23 protein-coding genes and 1 other RNA gene are annotated in these 26097 nt (G+C 52.4%); 12 read left to right on the top strand and 12 right to left on the bottom strand.

The window, feature by feature from the left end; all coding sequences use genetic code 11:
* Positions 1-5 precede the first annotated feature (5 nt).
* From J2I46_RS03350 to J2I46_RS03315, 8 genes are all read right to left on the bottom strand, one after another.
* Complete coding sequence (locus J2I46_RS03350; RefSeq protein ID WP_207327508.1) at positions 6-956, bottom strand: phosphatase PAP2 family protein; 951 nt, start codon at positions 954-956, stop codon at positions 6-8.
* Positions 953-4315, bottom strand: coding sequence for a UvrD-helicase domain-containing protein (locus J2I46_RS03345; RefSeq protein WP_207327507.1), 3363 nt, complete (start codon positions 4313-4315; stop codon positions 953-955). The genes J2I46_RS03350 and J2I46_RS03345 overlap by 4 nt, the downstream gene beginning before the upstream one ends.
* A gap of 99 nt (positions 4316-4414) precedes the next feature.
* Positions 4415-4948 (bottom strand): hypothetical protein, encoded by a 534-nt coding sequence (locus tag J2I46_RS03340; RefSeq protein WP_207327506.1) that lies wholly within the window; start codon positions 4946-4948, stop codon positions 4415-4417.
* A gap of 73 nt (positions 4949-5021) precedes the next feature.
* On the bottom strand, positions 5022-6089 hold the full coding sequence (gene hisC / locus J2I46_RS03335) for a histidinol-phosphate transaminase (RefSeq protein WP_207327505.1): 1068 nt from the start codon (positions 6087-6089) through the stop codon (positions 5022-5024).
* 115 nt (positions 6090-6204) lie between these two features.
* Positions 6205-7026 (bottom strand): sulfate/molybdate ABC transporter ATP-binding protein, encoded by an 822-nt coding sequence (locus tag J2I46_RS03330; RefSeq protein WP_207327504.1) that lies wholly within the window; start codon positions 7024-7026, stop codon positions 6205-6207.
* Positions 7023-7691, bottom strand: a complete 669-nt coding sequence (modB, locus tag J2I46_RS03325; RefSeq protein ID WP_207327503.1) for a molybdate ABC transporter permease subunit — start codon at positions 7689-7691, stop codon at positions 7023-7025. Before modB ends, J2I46_RS03330 begins: the two co-directional genes overlap by 4 nt.
* Positions 7692-7703: 12 nt before the next feature.
* Positions 7704-8447, bottom strand: a complete 744-nt coding sequence (gene modA, locus J2I46_RS03320; protein ID WP_207327502.1) for a molybdate ABC transporter substrate-binding protein — start codon at positions 8445-8447, stop codon at positions 7704-7706.
* A 12-nt stretch (positions 8448-8459) separates the two neighbouring features.
* Entirely contained in the window at positions 8460-8939 is a 480-nt protein-coding gene (locus J2I46_RS03315; protein ID WP_207327501.1) for a molybdopterin-dependent oxidoreductase, read from the bottom strand.
* 258 nt (positions 8940-9197) lie between these two features.
* Between J2I46_RS03315 and J2I46_RS03310 the strand changes: the two genes are divergently transcribed.
* Positions 9198-9986: an NIPSNAP family protein gene (locus tag J2I46_RS03310; protein WP_207327500.1), complete on the top strand. Its 789-nt coding sequence runs from the start codon at positions 9198-9200 to the stop codon at positions 9984-9986.
* A 76-nt stretch (positions 9987-10062) separates the two neighbouring features.
* Here J2I46_RS03310 and lepB read toward each other — a convergent pair whose 3' ends face one another.
* Complete coding sequence (lepB, locus tag J2I46_RS03305; RefSeq protein WP_207327499.1) at positions 10063-11220, bottom strand: signal peptidase I; 1158 nt, start codon at positions 11218-11220, stop codon at positions 10063-10065.
* 201 nt (positions 11221-11421) lie between these two features.
* Here lepB and J2I46_RS03300 point away from each other — a divergent pair, with 201 nt between their 5' ends.
* Positions 11422-13320 carry an AAA domain-containing protein gene (locus J2I46_RS03300; RefSeq protein ID WP_207327498.1) on the top strand — a complete coding sequence of 633 codons (1899 nt, stop codon included), beginning with the start codon at positions 11422-11424 and terminating at the stop codon, positions 13318-13320.
* Positions 13321-13420: 100 nt separating this feature from the next.
* Here the strand turns inward: J2I46_RS03300 and J2I46_RS03295 are convergent, their stop codons facing one another.
* Positions 13421-15688, bottom strand: coding sequence for an aconitate hydratase (locus J2I46_RS03295; RefSeq protein ID WP_207327497.1), 2268 nt, complete (start codon positions 15686-15688; stop codon positions 13421-13423).
* A 292-nt stretch (positions 15689-15980) separates the two neighbouring features.
* Here J2I46_RS03295 and J2I46_RS03290 point away from each other — a divergent pair, with 292 nt between their 5' ends.
* The 3 genes from J2I46_RS03290 to J2I46_RS03280 all read left to right on the top strand — a co-directional run bounded on the left by J2I46_RS03290 (position 15981) and on the right by J2I46_RS03280 (position 18145).
* A complete protein-coding gene (locus tag J2I46_RS03290; RefSeq protein ID WP_207327496.1) occupies positions 15981-16463 on the top strand; it encodes a CHRD domain-containing protein in 483 nt (160 codons plus the stop codon).
* Positions 16464-16652: 189 nt separating this feature from the next.
* Positions 16653-17465 carry a CHRD domain-containing protein gene (locus tag J2I46_RS33310; RefSeq protein WP_207327495.1) on the top strand — a complete coding sequence of 271 codons (813 nt, stop codon included), beginning with the start codon at positions 16653-16655 and terminating at the stop codon, positions 17463-17465.
* Positions 17466-17671: 206 nt separating this feature from the next.
* Positions 17672-18145 carry a CHRD domain-containing protein gene (locus J2I46_RS03280; RefSeq protein ID WP_207327494.1) on the top strand — a complete coding sequence of 158 codons (474 nt, stop codon included), beginning with the start codon at positions 17672-17674 and terminating at the stop codon, positions 18143-18145.
* Between the two features lie 90 nt (positions 18146-18235).
* Here the strand turns inward: J2I46_RS03280 and hisB are convergent, their stop codons facing one another.
* On the bottom strand, positions 18236-19384 hold the full coding sequence (gene hisB, locus J2I46_RS03275) for a bifunctional histidinol-phosphatase/imidazoleglycerol-phosphate dehydratase HisB (RefSeq protein WP_207327493.1): 1149 nt from the start codon (positions 19382-19384) through the stop codon (positions 18236-18238).
* A 329-nt stretch (positions 19385-19713) separates the two neighbouring features.
* On the opposite strand from hisB, the gene J2I46_RS03270 reads away from it, so the two are divergent.
* The 5 genes from J2I46_RS03270 (at position 19714) to J2I46_RS03250 (ending at position 23791) form a co-directional block, all read left to right on the top strand.
* Positions 19714-20757 (top strand): NYN domain-containing protein, encoded by a 1044-nt coding sequence (locus J2I46_RS03270; protein WP_207327492.1) that lies wholly within the window; start codon positions 19714-19716, stop codon positions 20755-20757.
* A complete protein-coding gene (gene pabB / locus J2I46_RS03265; protein WP_207327491.1) occupies positions 20754-22061 on the top strand; it encodes an aminodeoxychorismate synthase component I in 1308 nt (435 codons plus the stop codon). Before J2I46_RS03270 ends, pabB begins: the two co-directional genes overlap by 4 nt.
* Positions 22062-22109: 48 nt before the next feature.
* A complete protein-coding gene (locus J2I46_RS03260; protein ID WP_207327490.1) occupies positions 22110-22451 on the top strand; it encodes a DoxX family protein in 342 nt (113 codons plus the stop codon).
* Between the two features lie 119 nt (positions 22452-22570).
* On the top strand, positions 22571-23182 hold the full coding sequence (locus J2I46_RS03255; RefSeq protein ID WP_207327489.1) for a DUF6992 family protein: 612 nt from the start codon (positions 22571-22573) through the stop codon (positions 23180-23182).
* Between the two features lie 93 nt (positions 23183-23275).
* On the top strand, positions 23276-23791 hold the full coding sequence (locus J2I46_RS03250) for an acyl-CoA thioesterase (RefSeq protein WP_207327488.1): 516 nt from the start codon (positions 23276-23278) through the stop codon (positions 23789-23791).
* Between the two features lie 53 nt (positions 23792-23844).
* On the opposite strand, the gene J2I46_RS03245 is transcribed toward J2I46_RS03250, so the two are convergent.
* Positions 23845-24459, bottom strand: coding sequence for a 3'-5' exonuclease (locus J2I46_RS03245; protein ID WP_207327487.1), 615 nt, complete (start codon positions 24457-24459; stop codon positions 23845-23847).
* 146 nt (positions 24460-24605) lie between these two features.
* Here J2I46_RS03245 and J2I46_RS03240 point away from each other — a divergent pair, with 146 nt between their 5' ends.
* Both J2I46_RS03240 and rnpB read left to right on the top strand, forming a co-directional pair.
* The gene (locus J2I46_RS03240) at positions 24606-25490 is read left to right on the top strand and encodes an NAD(P)H-binding protein (RefSeq protein ID WP_207327486.1); all 885 of its coding nucleotides are present in this window, start codon (positions 24606-24608) and stop codon (positions 25488-25490) included.
* A 100-nt stretch (positions 25491-25590) separates the two neighbouring features.
* An RNA gene (rnpB, locus tag J2I46_RS03235) (RNase P RNA component class A) lies at positions 25591-26092 on the top strand.
* Positions 26093-26097 lie beyond the last annotated feature (5 nt).

Genomic DNA, 26097 nt, shown 5'->3' with positions numbered 1-26097 from the left:
TAACTTTATTCGGTAACAACGCTGGAACTCGAAATGCTCCAGCGAATAGATAAGCCGCTGGCAAAACCGCTACTCCAGGGGTTAACCGACACGTTGGCGCGACCTGCTGGCTGGCCGTTATGGCGGCGGGTCTCGTGAAGTCTGGGAATTCCCCAGCCAGCCAATGAGCCGATGGCGGCACCTGCCAGCAGATCGGTGGGGAAGTGCTGTCCAGCTTCGTACCGCAGATACGCCGTGCCCGTAGCCAGCCCCAGAGAGCCAACCCATACCCACGGTTTTGCCTTAGAATCAGGGTGATAGTGCCGAAATATCTCGGCGGCGAATACCGCCGTAGCGAATGCATTGGAGGCGTGGCCCGAATAGAACGACCGCTGCGTATCCTTATCCAGCTTGTCGGCGAGGGGCGCTGCCGGGTTGTAGGCAAAGGGCCGGGTACGTTCTACCGCGTTTTTTACGGTACTTTTTACGCCGTTGGTGAGCAACATCGTTTCTACGTACATCACGCCAACAGTAAACAGGTCACTCTTGAAAAAAGAATAGGAAACGGGTTGCTTAGGCTCGCCAGGAACCATCTGGGTACGTCCGGGGGTAGCGTTAGCCGGGGCTTTTGCCGACAGAATAACTAAGCCCGTCAGCCCAATACCGGCGCCCAGGGTCAGATCGCTAAGGTGAGCAGCATCGGGCGAGTAATGATTGGCGGCCGACCGATCATAGGCCGGAATAGTGGCTTTATTTAATTGGGAAACACTAATGACCGTGAGTGGGTCCAGGTTTTTGTTGAAAACGTACGCAGCACCATATGAAACGACGCCAGCCCCCAGTAGGGCAGCTTCACGGCCTATTTTTAACGAGTACGGCGACTGATGAACTGGTTGAGTTGTGCGGGAAACAGTATCAACCTGGCCCTGTGCGGTTAATGAAACAGCGAGTAATAAACCCAGAAACGGTTTTTTCATAAACGATCAACGCTGGGTACGTTCCCGAGCCAGACAATCCGGCCTTCAACGGTCGAGTAACCCATTTCTTTGTATAAGTCGATAAAGGTAGGCAGGTATGATTCGGTTTGCTCGCCAATGCTTTCGTATTGCACCAGAATAACGCCGCCGTTTGGCAGGTGAACGACCCGATGCGGAGCGCCCTTCGCCTGGTTGCGGGTAAGGATACTGCGGTCTGTGTCGATGCGCCGATCGTAGCCAAACACATCGGTAAGAGCTACGTGGTTGACAATGGCCAACAGACCCTCGTGAAGATCTGCCACCTCAACAGAACGAATCACGCCTTCCCGAACGAGCCTGCCCAGCGTTTTGTCGATGCAATCAATTCCTTTGATCAGGCTCAGGGCCGCACACAGTTTACGGTCGCGTTCGCGGTTCTGTTCAAACGTGCGCGTATCGAAAACGCGTTCGGCCATTCTGCGTAATTGCATATTCTGACCACGTGAGCCGCTTCGGATCAGTTGCAGATCGATCGACCCCCGTTCAGTATCGGTCTCGCTTTGCGATTGGACGCTGGTGCTCCGTGGCCCAACACCATTGATGAGCGTGTACTGGCGGCGACCTTCTTCCCAACAGCAACCCGCTTCCTGGGCTATCTCACTGTCGCGCAGAAAACTGTGAAGCCAGTAGGCCGCCGTTGCCTGCCCACGTACGTTGCCAAATTCTTTCCGTTCAGCGATGATATACAGGCGATCGGTTGGCCGGGTAAACGCCACGTAGAGCAGGTTCATGTTTTCGATGAACGTGCGACTTTTCTCGTTGGCATACTGTTCGCGGACCTCATCGGGTGTAGCATCAAGTTGTTGTGTCAGCGTTACCTGTGCGTTCATCAGGCGACTCAGGCTACCGTCGGGCATGGTTACGGCCAGCGGAGCCGTATCGACACTGGCGAGGTCAACCCAGATCGTATCGCGCGGATTGGGGTCAACCGTCCAGTCGGCGAAGGGAATAATAACGACGGGATACTCCAGTCCTTTTGCTTTGTGGATCGTCTGAATCGTCACCGCGTCGGTGGTAAGTCCCTCACTGACGGAGACTTTCAGTCTTGCCGTTTCCCAGTGCGTCAGGAAATCGGCCAGGTGACCACTTTCGCGGCCGGCGAAGGTCAGTATTTCGTCCAGGAAACGGAACAGAAATGGCTGATCGTGCGGCCGGTCGAACAGGTGGAAACAGTGCGCCAGCTTTTCGGCCAGTTCATACACATTCAACTGCGCCAATCCGGCCGGCTTCAGGTCATAGCCGTCTTTGGCAAGGTAGTCGTAAATAGGCGATTCGTCAGGAGCACTGGCCACGTCCCGAAGCCGCTCCGTTTGCTCATCGTCGGGTACACGGTTGTGTACGACGCTGTGGTAGAGATACAGCATTTCATAACGCACCTGCGGCTGGCCGGGGCGGCTGATCATCGTCAGCAGCGCAATCAGCAGGCGAACGGGTTCGGAGAACTGCAGCGAAAGAGAATCTGCCGACGAGAGGGGAATACCCAACCGGTTCAACTCATTGGCAACAAGCTGGGCGCTTTTCCGACTGCGGGTAAGTACGGCCATGTCGCCAAATGAATAACCATCGGCCTGTGCCTGCCGGATGTGCTCAATGGTCAGTTTCACCATTTCGGTGGCCACCTTACTGTCGGAGCCAAGATCGTCGGCATTGATAAAGTCGAGCTGGATATGGGCCTTATCCGGCGCTTTCAGGGATGGTTCCTGACAAAATAATTTCAACTCATCATACACCTCGTCGATGCGCTGATTCATGTGCGCATATTTACGGGCAACGAAATCGAAGAAGTCGTTATTGAATTTGACAATGGGCCGGGCCGACCGCCAGTTGATGCCGAGCGTCTGGGGAATGATCTGGCCGTTAAGGGCGTCGATGCGTTCGGCGGTCCAGGTATGTTGGCCGTGGAGGCGCTGTAAGTTGTGGAGGTTCCCCCGGTGCAGGGCCACAATCTGATCCATATCGCCGCCCCGGAACCGGTAAATTGCCTGCTTACCGTCGCCCACAGCCAGGTTGAAATGCCCGCTGCCCAGTGCGTTTTCAATCAGCGGCATCAGGTTGGCAAACTGAAGCTGCGACGTATCCTGAAATTCATCGATCAGAATATGGTTGTATTTACTGCCCAGCCGCTCGAACAGAAAGGGTACGGGTTCGGTCTCTACGATGGCCTTGATGCGCTTGTTAAATTCCGAAATATGCACGCGGTTGTCTTTCCGGAGCAGGTCGACAAACTCGTCGCGAATCTGTTTCAGTAAGGCCATTTTCTGCAAATGCGGGTCAATGGCTTTGTAAAGGGTTAGCAGTTTTTCGTTGGCTTCGCGCTCTTCCCGGATGGCGTAGAAACAATCGCAGAGGGCATTGGCAATGGAATCGATGGCCGCACGGGTACTGGCCGTGGTTGTTTTCGTACACCACTCACCGTCGGTAACGGCCTTCGTAGCCGTTGCATTGGCAGCTTTCTGCGTGTCTCCTTCGGCTATGGCCCGGAAGAAACCGCCAATGCCTTTTTCTCCCAGTTTGAAATCAGATGCACTTAATCCTGCTCCGGCAATCAGCCCCCAGGCGGTTTTACCATGGTCCTGAATGCGGTCGGCCACATCGGCACTGAACGTAAGCAGTTGCTTTCTGATCGTCCTGATCTGGCCGGGTGTGAGGTCGGCAATGCGGCCAACGGCTTCGTAATGCTGATCGGACGTGAGTACGTTACCAAACTCGCGCAGGGCTTCGGCAATCTGGTTCCAGCTTTTTCCTTCGCGGGCCGTTTCTTCAAAAATCTGGTGGAGGATCGTCGTGATATCGGCCATTTCGTCGGTGCCAACCCGTTCGATCAGGTTATCGACGGCCACTTCCAGCACGCGGTCAGTATCCATTTCCACCTCAAACGAATAGGGGAGGCCCAGTTCATCGGTAAACGCCATCACGAGCCGTTGCGTGAAGGAGTCGATGGTGGTAACGGAGAAATCGGAATAGCGGTGCAGAATTGACTGGAAAAGCCGCCGACAACGTCCGCGAATGACCTCAGTCAACGCGGAAAAATCGGGATGATCTGCCGTTTTACCGGTCAATTCAACCGTCAGTTCGGTCAGGAAGCGGTTTGAATCCGGGTTATTCTGCGCAATGCCCGAAACTTCGCGTAGAATCCGTTCCTTCATCTCATTGGCCGCCGCATTGGTAAACGTGATGGCCAGAATATTCCGGAAGTAAGTGCCTTTGAACGTGTCAGTTTCCTTCACCATTCGGCCTTCCCCAAGGGCTAATGTGAGGTAGGCTTTGGTCAGGGTGTACGTTTTTCCTGACCCGGCAGAGGCACTATATACGTTGAACATGGATTTCTTTAGTGTCAAGTCTCAGAGTTCATGTGTCAAAAGCTGTGGTGCGTTTGACACATGAACTCTGAGACTTGACACGCATTTCCTGACATTTTTTCAAAGATTAAACCGTACTCCAACTCCCGAACTGACACTCAAAAACAGGGGAGCTGGCACCACTTCGGCGTAAAGCCCTAATTCGGCGAAAATGGAGTACTGCTTGTTGGGTACGAAATATTCGAGGCCCGCAACCGCTGACCCACCCAGGGCAATAGCGCTTTCGTAGTCATTGGTTGCCGCAAACCGATCCGGGTAATACCGGCGGCTATTGATCTGACCACCAAAGCCGTAATACCCCCGAAAGTTATCGTTGCCCAGCACACGGTCGTGCCAGAGGTAATGTCCCTGAATACTCAGACCAACTGTTTTATAATAGCCACTCCGGTAGGCACGGGTGTTGCCATAGAGGCCACCATACGTACCTACGTTGAGGTCAAAAGCGTGATTTTCGCCAAAATATTTTCTGATGTTGACGCCTGCAGGCTCGCCAATGCGGAAACCAAAGGCCCAGTTATTGTACTGTGCAAGTGCCTGTCTGGGTGTAGCCAGACAGGCTGTGAGCAGAGCGATAAGTAAAAGGATACGGCGCATAAAGAAGATACGGAAGACGTTTGGTATAGAAAAGCACCCCTATAAGCCGAACTGCCAGCTTATAGGGATTGAACTAAATGGGTACGGCAATAGCGTGCAGAACCGCCAGTAACCGGGCGTTTTCGGCCTCGGTGCCAACGGTAATCCGCAGACAGTCTTCACAACGCGTCACGCTCGATCGGTCGCGAACAATGACTTTACTGTCAATGAGTTGCTCGAAAACGGCATGGGCTTCGTCGAAGCGGACGAGCAGGAAGTTGGCGTCAGACGGGAAAATATGCTGCACGTTTGGCAACGTACCCAGCTGATGGGCCAGCCGGTTACGTTCTGTTACGGTTTGCATCACCATCCGCTCTTTTTCGGCCACGTTGTCGAGGGCGTCAAGTGCCAGCGCCTGCGAAGGGGCCGATATATTGTAGGGCGGTTTGATCACGTTCATGATGCGGATCAGTTCCGCAGAGGCAAAGCACATGCCCAGCCGCAAGGCCGCCAGCCCCCATGCTTTCGAGAAGGTTTGCAGAATTACCAGATTCGGGTACGTTTCCAGGTACGTTGTCCACGAGGCGTAGTCTGGCCCGGCAAAGTCGATATAGGCTTCATCAACCACCACCAGTGCTGTTTTTGCCGCGTCAAGTACGGCGCTGATGGCCGCCGGATCAATCAGATTGCCCGACGGATTATTGGGCGAGCAAATCCAGATGATCTTCGTTTCAGCATCGATAGCAGCCAGAACAGCGGGTAAATCCAGTTGATACTCGGTGGTGAGCGGCACCTTTTTCACCAGCACGTCATTCAGCCGCGCCGACACTTCGTACATGCCGTAGGTAGGCGGAAGCAGCAGCACGTTATCGATCCCCGGCCGGCAAGTGGCCCGTACCAGCAGATCGATCGGCTCGTCGGAACCGTTGCCCAGAAACAATTGAGTTGGTTGTACGCCTTTCAATGGGGCCAGACGGGCCTTAATAGCCGTCTGATGCGGGTCGGGGTAGCGATTATAATGCCCGGTATGGGTAGTTGACCCAAGGGCATTTTCGTTGGCATCCAGGAATACGCCTTCCGTTCCCGTGTATTCGTCGCGGGCCGACGAGTAAGGCGTTAATGAGGCAATATGTGGCCGAAGAACGGCGGCTAAATCAAACATGATAATAAGAGACGAGTCACCTGACAAAGGTAACGCCATAGCCCCAAAGTTTAGTAGACGAAAAGCTCTCCCCAGGCTCGGGAAAGACAGTAAAACGGGATGCATCGCCCCGCACTCATCCGTACCAGGTAAGATCAACCGTCATGCCCGCCTGCAGCAGGCTCCAGTCTGCATTGACTGATCGCAACTGGATGGTATCGGTGTCGATCACCCACTGCTGTTGCGCCTGATCAAACCAGATTTGCCGGATCACTTGCGAGGGCGTGGTTAATGTGGCCTGATTCAGCTGGCTCTGATCGGTCAGAATGCGGCCCTGCGATAGTTGAATGACCCGATCGGCCAGTGCCTGCACATCGGCTTTATGATGGCTTACAAGTATCGTTGTTGTGCCCCAGGTGCGGTGTAACGAGCGCAGTAATTGCCGCAGCTGATCGGTAGCGTCATCATCCAGCGCCGAGAACGGCTCATCAAGTAACAACAACTTTGGCCGACGCACCAGTGCACGTGCTAATGCTACGCGTTGGCGCTGTCCGCCCGAAAGTTGGGCTGGCCTGATTGAGGCGAAGGAGGCCAGTCCGGCAGACTCCAGCAGTTCGTCAACTTGGGTACGTTGCCCGCGTGTGGTTGCATAGGCGATGTTCTCGCGAACGGTCAGATTCGGAAACAGTGCTGTATCCTGAAAAACGTAGCCAATCGAACGCTGTTGAGGGGGCAGGTTGATCCGTTGTTCGTGATCGAGCCATACCTGGTCGTCTACCACGATACGGCCCTGCGAGGGTGTTTCCAGCCCGGCCAATACGCGCAGAATAGTTGTCTTTCCGGAACCAGACGGACCCACAACGGCCGTTAAGCTGCCGCTGGTGAGCGATACGGCCAGTTGCAAATTGCCTGGTCCTTCCGTGAACAGGCGCGGAAACGTAACGGTTAGGTCAATCATACCGTCGTTACCCGTTTATTGAAACTATACACGAGCAACAGAATCGCCAGTGACAGTCCAAGTAGAAGGGCGGCATAGGCGTGTGCGGTCTCGAAATGGAGCAATTCCACTTCGTTGTAAATGGCAATGGAGGCCACCCGCGTCTGTCCGGGCAGGTTGCCTCCAATCATCAGAACCAGCCCAAATTCGCCGATAGTGTGCGCGAAAGTCAGTATGATACCAGTGAGCAGGGCAGGTTTGCAATTGGGCAGCAGCACGCGCCAGAGTGTCTGAGTGGGCGATTTTCCCAGTGTGTAGGAGGCCTCGCGCCACGAGACGGGCAGGTTTTCAAGCCCTGCCTGAATGGGATGAACCATGAACGGCAGGCTGTATAGCAACGATGCCACGACCAATCCGCTAAATGAAAAAACCAGTTGCAGATCGAGTGTTCGCAGTAACCAGCCACCGAACGCACTCGTCGGGCTGAATGCAAGAAGCAGGTAAAACCCCACCACCGAGGGAGGCAAGACAAGCGGCAGGCTGATCAACGATTCGACCAGTGGCTTGAGCCGAAAGTTGCTCAGCGCCAGCCAGCCAGCCAGCGGCACGCCAATGATCAGTAACAGCAAGGTAGTGACACTGGCCAGGCGAAGCGTAAGCCAGATGGGTTCCCAATCGATGGGCATAGAAAAAATGAATCAGGAAGCGGAAGTTCGGTAACCAAATTGTTGCAAGATACGACGTGCCGCCGCTGACTGTAAAAACTGTACGAATTGTGCAGCCGCTTTGGGTTGAGAGGTGCGCTTCAACACCACCACACCCTGCGCAATGGGCGAATAGCCTGGCGGCGGCAGGTCAACCCAGTGGCCGCGGTGCTGTAAAGCGGGGTCAAGCACAACCGATTTCGCCGTAATACCTACTTCGGCTGCCCCAGACAAAACATACTGGTTTACCTGCGAAATGCTTTCTCCGTACACAATTCGAGACTGAACGGGCACCAGCAGTTTGTGGTATTTCAGGAGAGAAACTGCCGCTTCGCCATACGGAGCTGTTTCCGGATTGGCAAGGGCAATGTGCCGCACCGCCGGATTACGGAGTATTTTCAAATCGGCCGATAGGGGTAACGTACCCAGCGTCCAGAGCACCAGCGAACCATAGGCGTAAATGACTGGCGCAGCCGTGGTCAACTGCTGGTTGTGCAGCGTGCGGGGGTAATCCAGGTCGGCCGACAGAAAGACATCGTAGGGCGCGCCCTGCTGAATCTGCGTGGTTAGCTTACCCGACGAGTTGACAATCGATTCGATCTTGATGCCGGTTTGTTTCCGGAACGCCACCCCCAGCGACTCCATCACAAACTGTGCATTGGCGGAAACGGCCACACGCAGCGATTGCGCCTGTATCGCTGACGACCAGGCCAGGAGCAGAACAAGTAATTTCTTCATCAATACGGGAATCTAATTGGCCGTACGTACCTCGATTGACTTCACCTGCCGAACCCACCGCGCCTGTTTTTTCTCATCAGGCACCACAATCCGGTACGGTCCGGTCGCAGGGGGCAGGGCGATACCATCTGCGGCATCGGCTAGAATGATGGAGCGGGTTGCAAATTCAGGGTCAAGTTCGGGAAGGGCAAAAACCGCTTCGTAGCCGTCAGTGGCTTTGACAACCACGTATTTTGCCAAGTTTTTGCCCCGCAGTTCACTACCCGTTGTGGTGCCAGCCTGCTTCAGCAGGTCAATTAGTGCAACGCCCGAATAGCGATGCTCTTTCCCATCATGCTCTTTACCAGATACCTCAGTGTGTGGCATTCCCTTCAGCGCATCGGCATTCAGGGTTAATGGGTTGGTCACCAGACCAGAAACTGACAAGGTTTGGGCCTGGCTCGTGTTGAGTAATAAAAGTAGGCCCAGCAGTAATCCAGGTAGTCTTTTCATTGTGTAAAGTGGAGGGATAGCCAGGAAGGATCCATCAAGATTATACTAGCGTTATTTTCAGTCAAATATAACGAAGTGCTCGTTTTTAGTCCTACTCAATGTGAGGTTGGCTGCCTGGTTCCAGCGTACGGCCTCTGATCAGTTTGAATAGTAGGGCCGGACAGCGCAAAAGTTTAGCCGTTAATTTCCAGAGGGCAGGGTAAGATTGCGGTTGTTTCTTTCTTTCCTGTTTCGGTTAATACTACTTCAACATTTGACATGCAACGACCTTCTAAAATCAGTACATCAGCGTTTTCAAGCCTATTTCTGGCCTTACTTTTTATTTCAAATCTGGCCGTTGGCTTTGCGCCAAAGCGGGAATATTACCAGTTGAAAGTGTACCACCTGGCCGATAACAGTCAGAAAGAGCGGCTGGAAACGTACCTGAAACAGGCGTACCTGCCAGCGCTGCACCGCGCCGGTATCGAAAAAGTGGGCGTGTTCAAGCCGGGTGCCGAGGCCGATTCGCTGGTATACGTGCTCATCCCCTTCAAGTCGATCGACCAGTTTACGGGGCTGTCTGACAAGCTGGCGAAAGACAAAGAGTACGCATTGGCCGGGCAGGATTATGTGAACGCGGAATTCAATAAACCGACGTTCAAGAAGTTTGAATCAGTACTGATGGAGGCCTTTGCCGGTATGCCCAAACTGGTTCAGCCAAAGCTGACGGGCGTTGCCGCCCAGCGCATTTACGAACTTCGGCTCTACGAAGCGGCTACTGAGAAACTGCACGAGAACAAGATCAGCCAGTTCAATAATGGCGAACTGGATATTTTCAGCCGGCTTGGGTTCAACACCGTGTTTTGTGGACAGGTGAAAGCGGGAGCCAAACTGCCCAGCATGATGTACATGACCTCGTTCGAGAATAAAACCGAGCGCGATGCCCACTGGAAAGCATTCAGCGCCGATCCCGCTTGGAAAACCCTGAACGCGCTACCCGAATACGCGCATAACTTCCTCCGCGCCGATATCTATCTGCTGCACCCAACCAATTATTCAGATATTTGAACCGAGGGTTTCCACACAAAAAAGGGCTCAGGTACGTACCTGAGCCCTTTTTTGTGTGGAAACGTACCTACGCCAATCAGTTGACCAAACTAAATAAATGACTCCAGCGGATTTTTTGCCACCCGTTGGCAGGAACGGGGTCGACCGACATCCAGACAAAGGTGGCCTTGCCTACCACATGATCTTCGGGGACAAACCCCCAAAATCGGGAATCTTCCGAATTGTGCCGATTGTCGCCCATCATGAAATAGTAGTTCTGTTTGAATGTGTAGGTAGCCATTGCCTTTCCATTGATAGAAACCGCTGTTGGTGTGATCACAACCTGAGCGTTGTCTTCGTAGCGCTGAATGACAGGACCATAAACGGCAATGGTCTGTTTATTTATGGGAACGGTCATCCCGGTTTTAGGAACCTTGAGTGGGCCAAAATTGTCCAGATTCCAATTGTATGCTGATCCGCCATAAATGCCTTCCTGCTTCTTGCCAGGTTGTTCCAGCATGGGCTCAATACCCTTTACCCAGGTTAATTGCCTGATTTTTTCGATCGTCGATTCTGTGGTTAATACCCGATAACCAACCAGCACTGGCGCTTTTGTTGGGTCAGGCGTGGCTTCAAGTGGTTGCCAGTTTATGAAAGGACCTTCAGACGACACAAAATCATTGACAATGCCGTATTGCCTGAAAAATCGATCATCGAGCGCCTCCGTAGTCTGGATAAAATAGCTGGATTGCGCGTTTGGCGGTACGGGAACGGGTTTGTTGTTGACAAACACGTTTCCGTACCGAATCGCCACGACATCGCCCGGAATACCAATGCACCGTTTGATAAAGTTGGTTTTAAGATCCGACGGATAATCGGGTTCGCCCGCTTTTCGTGGTGGATAATTGAAGACCACCACATCGTTGTTTTTCACCGGCGAAAATCCGGGAAGCCGGAACGTGGGGAGTTGAATGGCCGTGCTGTATGACGGAATAGTAGTGCCCCAGATTTTCTGATGCGTGAGTGGTACCTGAAGTGGTGTTTTGGGCGTTTGTGCCCCGTAATGAAGCTTGCTGACAAACAGATAGTCACCAACCATCAGGGTGCCTTCCATGGATGGTGTTGGAATGGCAAAGGCTTGAAACGTCAGAAAACGGATGATCGTTGCGGCTATTACGGCAAAGAGTAGCGAGTCGCCCCATTCTCTGAGAATTGACTTTTTGGGTTTACGGCTGGTTGACTTTCTGGAAAACATGCTGGTAGCTGTTTAAAAGGAATGATAATCAGTCGCCAATGGCTCAAAAATAGCTGGCTTGGCAAAAGGTAATCAGGAGGCTAACTGGCCGTGGGCACTTTTACACCAACGGTCTGAATTCGGTAAGGAGTTGGCTGGATAAGGCAGCCATATGCCAGTCTGAGGGGCAGGAGCGCATTTCCGGATGAATTACCTTCGTGGATGGATTACTTTAAAAAGCTACAGGAGTTACTTAAGCTGGAACGGGAAGAAGACCGCTACCAATACCAGCAACTGACCCAATCGACGAGTGTGGCCGAACGCAGGGCCAACGGCCTGACCTGGTACCCAATCGCAATTCGTGGCACAGAACTGGGGCATGCAGACTACCTGAGTGTTGAGGTTGAGCGAACTACGCATCAAGACCTGACCCATCAGCTTCGGGCGGGGGTTCCGGCCATTCTATTCAGCAATCACGATCCTAAGGTTGACCGGGTAGAGGGAACCATTTCATACCAGAATGGCAACCGGTTGAAGATAACGCTACTGACGGATGAATTGCCCGAGTGGTCGCGCAACGGGAAGCTGGGTATCGAAATGCTGTTCGATGATTCCAGCTACGATGAGATGCAAAACGCTCTCAAACAGGCCAATACCCTCGCTGAAGCCGGTACGAATCGCCTGATAAACATCCTGATTGGCGAGGCAGACGCTACGTTCCACCCGCATAGTTTGACCGTATCCATTCCGCGTTTGAATGAGAGTCAACAGCGTGCTGTTTGTTCTGGTTTGTCTGCTAATGAGCTAGCTATCGTACACGGCCCGCCGGGTACGGGCAAGACAACTACGCTGGTGCAGTTGATCAAATCGATGATCGGTCTTGAGCACAAGCAGATTCTGGTAGTGGCACCCAGCAATGCGGCTGTTGATTTGCTTAGCGAAAAGCTTCACGACGAGGGCCTGAACGTACTTCGGATTGGCAACCCAAGCCGGGTTTCTGATCGACTAACTGCCCTGACGCTGGATAGTAAGATGGCTGAACATAGCCAGATGAAGGAAGCTAAAAAGCTGAAGAAGCAGGCGGGGGAATTCAAGAATATGGCGCATAAATACAAGCGAAGCTTTGGTAAAGCGGAACGTGAGCAACGGAAGGCGCTCTTCGATGAAGCGCACCGGATCATGAAAGACGTGGCTACCACTGAGCAGTATATCATTGACGATGTGGTGGGCAAGTCGCAGGTAATTACGGCCACGCTGGTGGGAGCCAATCAGTACACCATTCGTAACCTGAGCTTCCATACGGTCGTTATCGACGAAGCCGGACAAGCCCTTGAACCAGCCTGCTGGATACCCATCCTAAAGGCTCAGAGAGTGATCCTGGCGGGCGACCATAATCAGCTGTCGCCGACTATCAAATCGGCTGAAGCCGCCCGCAATGGATTAAGCAATACCCTGCTCGAAAAATGCGTTGTGCTGCATCCTGAAGCCGTTACGTTGCTGGATGAGCAGTACCGAATGCACGAACAGATTATGGGCTACTCGAGTCGGGTGTTCTATGGTAATCAGTTACGGGCGCACGCATCGGTGGCAAGTCATGACCTGTTTCAGGGCGACAGTGCCTTACAGTTTGTTGATACGGCGGGGTGTGGATTTGACGAAAAGCTGGAAGGTACCAGTTCAACAAACCCGGAAGAGGCGGCCTTGCTGATCAAGCACTTAACACAAGTAGTTGCCCAGTTAAGCCAATTCTATCAGCCAGCCACTTTTCCGAGCATCGCCATTATCTCACCCTACAAGCAACAGCTGGTGGTACTGAATGAGTTACTTAGTCATGCGCCCGATCTGCAACCATACCGGCACGCTATCTCGGTCAATACCATCGACAGCTTTCAGGGACAGGAACGTGATATTGTCTACATCTCCATGACCCGCAGTAACGACCGGGCCGAGATTGGGTTTCTGGCAGATATCCGTCGGATGAACGTTGCCATGACCCGAGCCCGGAAGAAGCTCGTCGTCATCGGCGACAGTGGTACGCTGGCGAGTAATCCGTTCTACGCCGATTTCGTTACCTATGCAGAGCAACTGAATGCGTACCAGAGTGCCTGGGAATGGTTGTGAAGTGATGTTGTGGTAGGTACGTTCCTGAATAAAAAAACGCCCCCGATAGTCAATGACCACCGGGGGCGTTTTTTATTTATACTGAATCAGCACTCAGGCCTTACGCCTGAACCTGCATTTTGATCAGGTTAAGTGCTGAACCCGCTTTGAACCACTCGATCTGGCCCTGATTGTAGGTATGATTCACCGGGAACTCATCCGTAGACCCGTCGGCGTGATGAAGCACAACCGTCAATTGCTGACCGGGGGCAAACGTGGTCAGGCCTTTGATGTCGATAGTGTCGTCTTCCTGAACTTTGTCGTAGTCGGCGGGGTTGGCGAACGTTAAGGCCAGCATACCCTGCTTTTTCAGGTTAGTTTCGTGAATACGGGCGAACGACCGGACCAGAATGGCCCGAACACCCAGGAAGCGAGGCTCCATGGCCGCGTGCTCCCGTGATGAACCCTCTCCGTAGTTCTCGTCGCCAACCACTACCGAACCGATACCGGCTGCTTTGTAGGCACGTTGTACGGCCGGTACTTCGCCATATTCGCCCGTTAGCTGGTTTTTAACGGCGTTGGTTTTCTCCGTGTAGAAGTTCACCGCGCCGATCAGCATGTTGTTCGAGATATTGTCGAGGTGACCACGGAATTTCAGCCATGGACCAGCCATCGAAATGTGGTCGGTCGTACACTTACCTTTCGCTTTGATCAGCAGTTTCAGGCCGCTCAGGTCGGTGCCTTCCCAAACCGGGAACGACTCCAGCAGTTGTAGCCGATCAGAGGTTGGCGATACGGCGATCTGAACCGTTGAACCATCTTCGGCCGGGGCCTGATAGCCCGCGTCATCAACGGCATAGCCATTCACTGGCTGCTCAATGCCTTGTGGCTCGTCGAGCATAACCTGCTCACCAGCTTCGTTGGTCAGCGTGTCGGTCATTGGGTTGAACGTGATATCACCGGCAATGGCCATTGCCGTCACGATTTCGGGCGAGGCCACGAATGCGTGTGTGCTGGCGTTGCCGTCGTTCCGCTTGGCGAAGTTCCGGTTAAACGACGTGATGATCGAGTTCTTACGGGTAGGATCGTCCATATGACGGGCCCACTGCCCGATGCAGGGACCACAGGCATTGGCCAACACTACACCGCCGATACTTTCAAACGTAGTCAGCAGGCCGTCGCGCTGAGCCGTGAACCGAACCAGTTCAGAGCCGGGCGTAACGGTATATTCCGATTTCGCTTTCAGGTTTTTTGTTGCCGCCTGAGCCGCAATGGATGCGGCGCGGGTCATGTCTTCGTAGCTTGAGTTGGTGCATGAGCCAATCAGGCCCACATCCAGCTTCTCGGGCCAGTTGTTTTCTTTTACCGCTTTGGCGAAATTCGACAGGGGCCAGGCGAGGTCTGGCGTGAACGGGCCGTTGATGTGTGGCTCCAGCGTGTTCAGGTCGATTTCGATCAGTTGATCGTAGTATGAAGCCGGATCAGCGTAAACTTCATCATCGGCCCGCAGGTGTTGCTTCACGGCGTCGGCAGCGTCGGCAATGTCGGCGCGGCTGGTAGCACGGAGGTAATCGGCCATTTTCTCATCATACGTGAAAATTGACGTTGTTGCGCCAATTTCAGCACCCATGTTGCAGATCGTGCCTTTACCGGTTGCCGACAGGCTCTCGGCGCCATCGCCAAAATATTCAACGATGCAACCCGTTCCGCCCTTTACGGTCAGGATACCTGCCACACGAAGGATAACGTCTTTGGCCGATGCCCAGCCCGACAGTTTACCCGTCAGTTTAACACCGATCAGTTTCGGCATTTTCAACTCCCAGGCAAGACCCGCCATCACGTCGCAGGCGTCAGCGCCACCCACACCAATGGCGATCATGCCCAGACCACCTGCATTTGGTGTGTGCGAATCGGTACCGATCATCATGCCACCGGGAAACGCGTAGTTCTCGATCACCACCTGATGAATGATACCCGCCCCCGGCTTCCAGAAACCGATGCCGTATTTGTTGGAAATCGACGACAGGAAATCGTATACCTCTTTGTTTTTACTGTTGGCAGTGGCTAAGTCAGCGGTAGCACCTACTTCGGCCTGAATCAGGTGATCGCAGTGTACCGTTGATGGAACGGCAACCTGTGGCCGGCCAGCCTGCATGAACTGCAACAGGGCCATCTGTGCGGTGGCATCCTGCATGGCAACGCGGTCAGGGGCGAAGTCAACGTAGGCTTTCCCCCGCTCAAAAGCTTCGGTTGCCGGACCTGACGACAGGTGCGTGTATAAAATCTTCTCCGACAACGTCAGTGGTTTGCCGACAGCCTGCCGGGCTGCTTCGACACGTTCGCCCAGTTGAGCGTACACGTGCTGAATCATATCTAAGTCAAAAGCCATAATAAAAAGGGATAACGATTACTGAATAAGGGGATATAACAGAATAACCAACGAGTTGCCGGCATTCATTCCAATTGATGCGCCAAAATTAGGGGATTCTGGTTCGTCTTGGAAATATTCTCGCCGCTAGTCTGTACAAGTGGCTTTCTTGGCCGATCTACGGGGCCCGTTGGCTCAAATTCAACTTTTTTTTAACACCATATCTTGGGTAAAGGCCGTTGAACAAGTGATTGGTTACCGCAGTTAATCTGTGGAACAGATAATTTATTGTCCAACTAACTCATATTGACGTATGAAAAACAAGACAGCTCTCCTGTCCATGTCGGCCTTGCTTGCATTAGGACTCACCTTCACATCGTGCAAAAAAGACGATCCTGTAGTGACAACACCAACTACAACCCGTTTTACAGCGACGCTGAATGGGATAAATGAAAAACCAACCTCAACCACTTCGCCAGCCACAGGTACGTTCGTTGGTAACCTGGATGAGGCCAGTCGGGTCCTGAGCTATACCGTTACGTATTCCGGGTTTCCAACGTCGTCGACAGTAACGATGGGACACTTGCATCGGGTAGCAACCGGTGACGCTGCTGGTGTGAATGGAGTTGGTTCGCCCGAGATTTTCTTTCCCAGTCTGACTTCACCCATCATCGGTACGTCATCGACGTTGACACAGGCGAAGGTCGATAGTATGAAAAATGGCTTCTATTACGCCAATATTCATACAAATAATTATCCAAATGGTGCAATTCGTGGCAATGTAACCAGGCAGTAATCGGGCAGAACGCTGATACTGTATATTATGGCGACCTCAGAGATGAGGTCGCCATTTTTTATGAACTAACCTCATTAACAACTGAGTAAAAATAATTAGTAGGAAAGTAGCCTGACGAAGCATCCTTTATTCGGATTACTACGTACACACTTATGTTCTTGTTCTGATAAACATACTCTCACGTACATTATGATCCTGAATTCTCCGTTTGCCAAGCTCGTTGCTTTCTCTGCGCTAGCCATTCTATCCATTGCCTGTAAGAATACAGACAACAATACCGTGGTTGTTACGCCAGATCCGCCAATTCAATTAGTATCTACCTTATCGGGCGCTGGCGAAAAACCAACCTCGGCCACATCAGCGGCTACAGGTACGTTTGTCGGAAAACTCGACCGGGCCTCACGGGTGCTGAGTTATACTCTGACTTATTCGGGTCTCACGCCAACGGCCGGTCACCTGCACCGGGTTACGGCGGCCAATGGTACGGGTGGCGTTGATGTTCCGTTTGCCAGCTTAGCCTCGCCGATCATCGGAACAACCACCATCAGTACGGTCGGGAAAGTCGATAGTCTGATCAACGGCTTTTATTATGCCAACCTGCACACCACGGCCTATCCGGGTGGCGAAATTCGGGGAAATCTTCGGGTGAGCGGACCGGTCAGGTTGAACGCAACGATTAACGGGACCAGCGAAAAGCCAACGTCGAACACGTCGGCCGCCGCAGGTACGTTCGCTGGAGTTATTGACCCGGCCACGCGGGTGCTGAGCTATACCGTTACCTACTCAGGCCTGACACCAACGGCCGGTCACCTGCACCGCGTAACCGCAGCTAATGGTACGGGTGGGGTTGAGATTCCGTTCGCCAGTCTGGTATCGCCGATCATCGGCACGGCCACGCTAGCTACAGACCGCCGGGTCGACAGCCTGTTTAATGGGTTTTACTACGCTAACCTGCACACAACAGCGTTCCCGGCTGGTGAGATCCGCGGCGATATTAAATAGCCTATTGATGAAATTCAGTTCAATTAACAAGAAGGGGCTCTCGGATTCGAGAGCCCCTTCTTGTTAATTGAACTGAATTCGGCTAGTCAGCGCCTGACCTGAATTGAAGGCTGGTGAAGACCGATAATGAGAACGAATCGGGTGGATTGTAACATTTTCGGCAGAATTCTGCTTATTTAGCCGTGATTAACCAAATCAATACGACCATGTTTACGACGCGACAACGCTTTACATTAACGGCTGCACTGCTAATTGGCTCTGTGCTGGGCCTGAGTGGCTGTTATGAAAACACAATTGCCACTAATACTGCGCCGATTCCTCAGGCGCCAATCGCGTTGACGGCAACGCTGAATGGAACCAGCGAAAAGCCGACTTCGACTACTTCAGCGGCTACGGGTACGTTCACCGGGAGTATCGATCGCACGTCGCGGGTGTTGAGCTATACCGTCACGTTTGCTGGTATTACACCTAACGCCGGGCACTTGCACCGCATCACCAACGCCGACGGTACGGGTGGGGTAGCTATTCCATTCGCCTCGCTGACGTCACCCATTATCGGTTCGACCAGTACGCTGCGTCAGACACAGATCGATAGTATGACCAATGGCTTCTTCTACGCAAACCTGCATACGGCTGCCTACCCAGCCGGCGAAATCCGGGGGGATATTAAGGTGAAATAGGTATCGGATATGGGATTTATTGCTGACGCGTCAGCCTGCTTTTGCGTAAGATGACGCGTCAGCAATAAATCCCATATTCCCAATCCGAAATCAAAGTACTCCCTTCGTGCTTGGGAGGCTATCCAATGCTTTACTATCGCGCTTAACGGCCATTTTGATGGCTTTGGCAAACGCCTTGAAGATCGCCTCGATCTTGTGGTGTTCATTATCCCCTTCCACTTTGATGTTTACGTTTGCCTGAGCGGTATCGGCAAATGATTTGAAGAAGTGGAAGAACATTTCTGTAGGCATCTCGCCAATTTTTTCCCGCTTGAATTCAGCGTCCCACACGAGCCAGGGGCGGCCCGAAAAATCGATGGCCACCTGCGCCAGGGCTTCGTCCATGGGCAGCAGGAACCCGTAGCGGCTTATACCGCGCTTGTTACCCAGTGCCTGCCGGTAAGCTTCACCGAGGGCAAGTGCGGTGTCTTCTATGGTATGGTGCTCGTCGATGTGCAGATCGCCGTTGACGTGAATGGCCAGATCGGCTCCCGAGTGTTTGGCCAGCTGATCGAGCATATGATCGAAAAAGCCAAGGCCGGTGTGCATGTCGGCTTTGCCCGTACCATCGAGGTTTAGTTCGATCTTGATCTTCGTTTCGTTGGTGTTCCGCTCAACTGAAGCCGTGCGGGCCGGTAGCCGAAGGAACGTATAAATCTCGTTCCAGTCGTTCGTCGTCAAGGCGATGGCCTGTTTCATCTCGTCGGTCATGCCTTCGGTATCAGCCGCCTGCGTTTCCGGGTTGATGTTGGGCGGGATGAACAGAATGGCTTTCGCGCCCAGATTTAAGGCCAGTTTCACGTCGGTCAGCCGGTCGCCGATGACGTAACTGTTGGGCAGGTCGTAGGCATCTGTGAAGTAGCCCGTCAGCATGCCGGTGCCGGGCTTGCGCGTAGGTACGTTGTCGGCCGGGAACGTACGGTCGATGTGCTGTGCGGCAAACTGGATGGCCTCGTTTTCGAGCGTCCGCAACATTTTGTTGTGAGCGGGCCAGAAGGTGTCTTCGGGAAAAGCAGCCGTGCCAAGTCCGTCCTGATTGGTGACCATCACCAATTCGTAGGATGTTTCTTCAGCGATTTTCCGGAGTGCTGTGAGCACGTTGGGAATAAATTCGAGCTTTTCGAGCGAATCGATTTGAAAGTCAGACTGCGGTTCGATAATCAGCGTTCCGTCGCGGTCAATGAATAATACTGGTTGCATGGGTGCAAGTTAGTGCCTCAACAAGAAACAATTGGCTAAAACAGCGCTGAAGCCGCTTTTTGCTCTATATTTGGGCCGTAGAAACTAGTAAATGAGCCGTTAGATCGGCCTATAATTACCTCCGTATCTGTTTAGTGTAAAAAAGTAGCGTAAAGGCATTAGAGTAGGTATTTGATAGCGATACAATTAATTAGGGTGACTGCTTTCTGACTAGATATTAGTTCATATGCTTCCCCGTTTTGGTAGTAATAAAGCTCAATAGCCATACTTTCTCAGAGTGTACTTGTTCCCTGATTTTCATATATAATTAATCGTTTTTCGTACAAAAAATGCAACAGTCAAGACGTACTAAACTTACCCGTATTGGGGTGTTCTATGACGGAAATTATTTTCTCCATGTAAGTAACTACTACAATTATTCACACGAGCGCCGTAGCCGGATCAGCATTTCGGGGCTGCACGCGTTTATACGTAGCCAGGTAGCCGATGCTGAAAATACCGATAAACATCTTTGCCAAATTGTTGATGCCCACTACTTCCGCGGCCGCCTGAACGCCCACGAAGCCAGCCAGCGGGGTAATCAGCTTTTTTATGATCGCCTGTTCGATGATATCCTGATGTCGGAAGGCGTAGTGACCCATTACCTGCCCGTTAAAACATACCAGGGGTATCGTCAGGAAAAAGGTATAGATGTATGGTTAGCATTAGAAACATACGAATTAGCAACGTATAAAGAGTTTGATGTTGTAGTTCTGATCACTGCCGATGGCGACTACGTGCCGCTAATCCGGAAACTCAATACACTGGGAACGCGGGTAATGGTATTGAGCTGGGACTTTGAATACCTGAATGATGAGGGCGAAAAAATGGTAACCCGTACTTCGCAGGACTTACTCGAAGAGGTTTCATATCCGGTGCCAATGCATGAGATTATTGATAATCGCCTGAAAAAGAACGATTCGCTGATCCGTGATTTATTCGTGAAACAGCAGCCTCGTACCGATGCACCGGCCCGGCAATTCTACCAGAATGGATCAGCCACGGCAAATGGGAATGGCAACGGGACCTATCAGAACCAGAATTTTACGGATGAGAACGTGGAGCTGATGCCCGGTGAAAGCGAAGGTGATGACGATATGCAGCCCGATTTTGAGAACTCAGACGAGCGGCTCATCAGCACGGTGCGTAGTCTGAAAACTGGCTATGGCTTCATCAACTGGCCACCCAACAACCTGTTCTTCCACTACACCAGTGTGACAGCCGGCGACTTCAACGACTTCCAGATCGATGATGAGGTATCATTCCGGCTGGGTAAAAATAACGAAGGCAAAGATATTGCCATTGATGTGCAAGTGGTTGAATACCAGCCATGAACCAATTTCGCTTCAGGGTAACTAAGCTGATTCAAGCCGGACATATAAACTGGCGCTTGGCGTTGCTGGCTGCTGCTGAAGCGACATTTAACGAGGTTGTTTTCCTGAACAATAACAACTTGACATACCCTAACGACCCGTTTCCTAACCGGCTTTATGCCGGTGCGAAACGGGTCGTTCCGTTTATCGGCGAACATGACCTGCAGACGCTCTCCGATTATCACCGGGAGCATCGCTGCCATCTGGTCGGGTACGTTGGTTATGACCTGAAAAACCAACTCGAAAACCTGCAGAGCAATCACGCCGATCACCTTGATTTCCCGGATAACTGGTTCATCGAACCAGCGTACATCGTTGATTTCGAAGCCGAGGCGGTAACTGTACAAACCGAATTGCCCGATGCAGGACCTTGGTCTGACTGGATTACTTCGCCAGGTACGTTGCCTGTATCTGATCAGGTTGCTAACGTACCTGGAAAAGTGCAGGCGCGGGTCAGCAAAGCGGAGTATGTCCAGATTGTTCAGCAGATAAGAACGTTGATCGAGGCAGGCGATATTTACGAGTTGAACTACTGTATCGAATTCTTCGCCCATCACCTGAAATTGGACCCGGTTGAAGTGTACAGGGAGCTCTGCGGGCGTTCGGCAATGCCCTTTTCTGCCTTTCTGAAACAGGCTGACCGGTACGTAATCGGCGCTTCGCCCGAGCGTTTTCTGAAGCGAACCGGAAGTCGGCTCGTATCGCAACCAATCAAAGGAACAATTCGAAGGGGGCAGACGCCCGATGAAGACGAACAATTGAAACGGCAGCTTCGCAACAGCGAAAAAGAGCAGGCCGAAAATCTGATGATTGTTGATCTGGTCCGTAATGATCTGGCGCGTTCGGCCAAAACGGGGTCGGTACGGGTTGACGAATTGTTTGGTATCTACACGTTTCAGCAGGTGCATCAGATGATCTCCACCGTTTCGGCAACGGTGCGCGATAATGTGTCGTTGGCGGAGGTACTGGGCAACGCGTTTCCAATGGGGAGTATGACAGGAGCCCCCAAGATTCGCGCCATGCAACGCATTGACGAGCTGGAGGCCAGTCGACGGGGGGTGTATTCGGGCGCTATCGGCTACGTCATGCCCAACGGCGATTTCGATTTCAACGTGGTCATTCGCAGCATTCTGTACAACGCAGAAACCCAGTATGCCAGCTTTTCAGTGGGCAGCGCCATAACGTATGATGCTGATCCTGAGCAGGAATATGCTGAATGTCTACTAAAAGCTAGTGCCATGCGGATAGTGCTGGAGGGCGCATAAGCGGAGTTCAGTAACTTGCCGGTACGATTCGTTTAAACTCTAATTCGTATGGCGGTTTATTTCATGGCGGCAATCTACATGCTGGCCGGTATCTGGCACTTTGTGCGCCCCAAATTTTACCTGCAGATCATGCCGCCGTACCTACCCGCTCATGATGCGCTGGTTTTCTGGAGCGGTGTTGCTGAGGTATTGGTGGGGGTTGGCCTGCTCTTTCCGGCAACACGGGTATGGGCCGCCTGGGGCCTGATTGCCCTGCTGATTGCTGTATTTCCAGCCAATTATTACATGGCTGTCGGCGAAAAATTCCGGCAATTATCGCCCTGGATTCGTTGGGGGAGATTACCCCTACAGGGTGTTCTTATCTGGTGGGCCTATCAATACACGAAGTAGGGGCACAGCTCATTAACTTGCTGAGGGGCTATCAGTTCTGATGTTGTTTCCTGTAAAACAATACGGGGCTGAAGCTGCTTTCTATTGGTGATAGCACACCGTGCAGAGTCACAACACGTATGAGCCGTATCTCTTCCATACTCTACACGCTCAGCGCCACGCTGATCGGTCAGTTATGCCAGTCGCAAGCCTTGCCTGTGTCTCCGGCTGAGAGGCTGCAATTCAGTCAGGAGCGCTACAATCATACCCGTACGCTTGGGCTTTCGCTGGGTGGGTATGCACTGGCCAATCTGGCCGTCAGTGGCATTGCGATTGGGCAATCAACCGGCGAGACGAAATACATCCACCAGATGAATCTCTACTGGAACGCCGTTAATCTGGGTATTGCCGGTCTTGGTTTGTTAGGTTTGCGGAAACAGCATCCCGAGACAGAAACATTGGGTGAGGCCGTTCAGAAGCACAATTCCATGAAACAGACGCTTCTTTTCAACGCGGGCCTGGATGTTGCCTATATAGCGGGTGGCCTGTACCTGACCGAACGGGCGAATTCACATCCCGATCAGGCTGACAAGCTGCGCGGTTACGGGAAAGCCGTGATGGCGCAGGGAGCGTTTTTACTCGCGTTCGACGTCGTTAACTACCTTGTTTTCAGAAGGAGAGGGGATCCGCAGCAGGTTCAGCTCATTGGCCAGGCGCCAATGGGTGTGGGCGTATCGATCCCGATTCGTTAGTAATCGCGCTTAGTCTGCTAATTTCGCGGCCTGGAGAAGCAGTTCTCCGTGTACATTCCATCAACCAGTAGACGTTGACCGTCAACCCCATTAATGCCGCAACCCAAACGCGCTAGTGAATCGCATACCATCATGACCGAGATGGTCTTGCCCAATGATACCAACACACTGAATAACCTGATGGGAGGGCGTCTGCTCCACTTCATGGATATTGCCGCCGCCATCGCCGCCCAAAAGCACTCGAACAGGGTTGTCGTGACCGCCTCCGTTGATAATGTGTCGTTTGCCGAACCGATCAAACTGGGCAATATCGTTACCATGAAAGCGCAGGTAACACGGGCGTTCAGCTCGTCGATGGAGGTGTTTATCGAAGTGTGGGCCGAGGATATTCCGGCGGGAGTACGGGTTAGCACGAACAGTGCCTACTACACCTTTGTTGCGGTTGATCAGAGTGGCCGCCCTATCGAAGTGCCGCCCGTTATCGCTGAGACTGACGACGAAAAAGCGCGATTCGAATCAGCCCTCCGTCGACGTCAACTTCGCCTGGTACTGGCTGGCCGCATGAAACCACAGGAAGCCACTGAACTTCGGGCTTTGTTTGAGATGTAGAGCGGATGTGGGGTGGCGGCAACAAATCCGCCACCCCACATCCGCTCTACACGCTATGCCATTCTGAATCCGTCGCCAAGGGCGAAAATCGTTTTCAGGCATTGTGCCGTCAGGATGGCATCTTCGAGTGCATTATGAAACGAGTCTTCGCGCTCAAAACCGAAGTGAGCAGCAATAGCGGTCAGGCTTAAACTCTTCGGAGTAGGCTTTCCATTCTTCTGCAAGATTCGGAACACAAAATAACTCAGCGTATGCAGGTCAACGAGCGTGCGCGAGAATGGCCATTTCAATTTCTCATCGATATAGGCCTGTTTCAAAAAATTAATATCGTGCATAACGCTTTGGCCGCAAATAACCACATTGCGCAGAAACGGCGTTTTGTCGATCTGATTGGGCGGTACCCGGATGTTCAGTTTCTCGCAGATCCAGCTCTCAAACTCGGGAATGACGTCGTAAATCATAGGCGCATCATCCAGGTCGGCCAGAGACAGGTTATGCACTTTTTCGGCCGAGGCCGTGAAGGCTTCCGCGTTTTCGGGATACACATTCGTGAGGTACTGACCTTTTTCGATCCAGTTGTCATCGAACAGCACAGCACCCAGCTGAATAATTTCGTTGTATCCGGGCTCAGGGCCAGACATTTCTAAATCGAGAACTAAAAAAGGCATCGTTGATAAGTGAGTGAAAAGGCTGAACGTAAGTAGGGTCTACAAACAAAAGTAAAGAAGCAAGTTGGATTCGATGAACTATTTGAGATCAAATGAGTTTCATTTGTATGTACAAATATCAAGTTTAACTAAACTACTTTAGCATCATGCATTACGTCATTACCGGTTCGCTTGGGCACACAGGAAAGCCCATTACTGAAGGACTACTTAAGGCTGGGCACACGGTTACCGTGCTAACCAGCAAGGCTGAAAATGCCGCCAAAATTGAGGCATTGGGCGCTATAGCTGCTGTTGGCGATTTGAGCGACGGCGATTTTGTGACTAAGGCATTTGCGGATGCCGACGCCGTATACCTGCTGATTCCACCCAACATGCACGTGACTGACTGGCGCGGTTATCAAAACCACATCAGCGACAACTTCGTGGCTGCAATCAAGGCAAATGATATACGTTTTGCCGTGATGCTCAGCAGTATTGGTGCTCATAAAGGGCAAGGCACAGGCCCCATAGATGGGCTATATGATCTGGAGCAAAAACTGACATTGGTGGAGGGACTGAACGTGAAAGCGTTGCGCCCCTCATATTTCATGCAGAATCTATTCGCAATGGTTGGTATGGTGAAAGGGATGGGGATTATGGGCAGCAACTTCGGCGACGATAAGGTTATACTGGTTCACACCAACGATATTGCGGAAGCAGCACTCGACGAACTCCTTCGTCTCGACTTCACCCGTTTCCAGGTACGTTACGTTGCTGGCGACGAAAAAACGGGGGCTGAAATCGCTCAGATTTTAGGTGGCGCCATCGGCAGGCCCGAAACACCGTGGATTGTTTTTTCAGACGAACAAAATACACAGGGTATGTTACAGGCTGGCCTGAACAACGAAATTGCAACAAAGTATACGGAGATGGGTGTAGCTCTGCGCGACGGGTCAATGCAGGCTGATTATATGGCCAATCGCCCAACGTTGAGTAAAACCAAGCTTGCTGATTTCGCGAAAAACGAGTTCGCCCCGGCGTTTAACGCATAGGAATGCAGAGAGCGGGGCGGTATCCCTGTGAGTAGGCTGGCAACTATCTTTTGCCACTGCCAACCGCCACTATTTCCTTACCTTTGCCGGGCGTTACAGCGACCCGGGTCGTCTTATCGCCTCGCTTTCTGGCGGGGAGGAAAGTCCGGACAGCATAGAGCACCCTACTTCCTAACGGGAAGGCGGACGGCGGGTAACCACCGTTCGACAGCCAGTGTCACAGAAAATATACCGCTTTCCAGCGTGGGGCATTGGGTTGGGGGCTTGGGGTGCGCTGCTATATCGCATAACGGTGATAAGGCAGAAATCCCTCAGCCCAGAGCTCTATGCCCCACGCCCGGAAAGTAAGGGTGAAAAGGGGGTGTAAGAGACCACCGCGCGCTGGGCGACCAGCGGGGCATGATAAACCTTAGGGGCTGAAAGATCAAATATGTGTTGGACGAGGGGCTGCTCGTCTCCACGTCACTTTCGGGTGGCTGCCAACACGGGTAGATCGATAGAGGGAGCCGGTGACGGCTCTCCCAGATAAATGATAAGACGGTTCGGTGCGCCTACGGGTACGGTCGGGCCGACAGAATCCGGCTTATAGATCCGGGTCGATGTAGCG

Origin of the sequence: Fibrella forsythiae, assembly GCF_017353175.1 — a bacterium.
GTDB classification, from domain to species: Bacteria; Bacteroidota; Bacteroidia; order Cytophagales; family Spirosomataceae; genus Fibrella; species Fibrella forsythiae.
The sequence above is the reverse complement of the archived record's forward strand: the minus strand, read 5'-3'. Positions and strand labels throughout refer to the sequence as shown.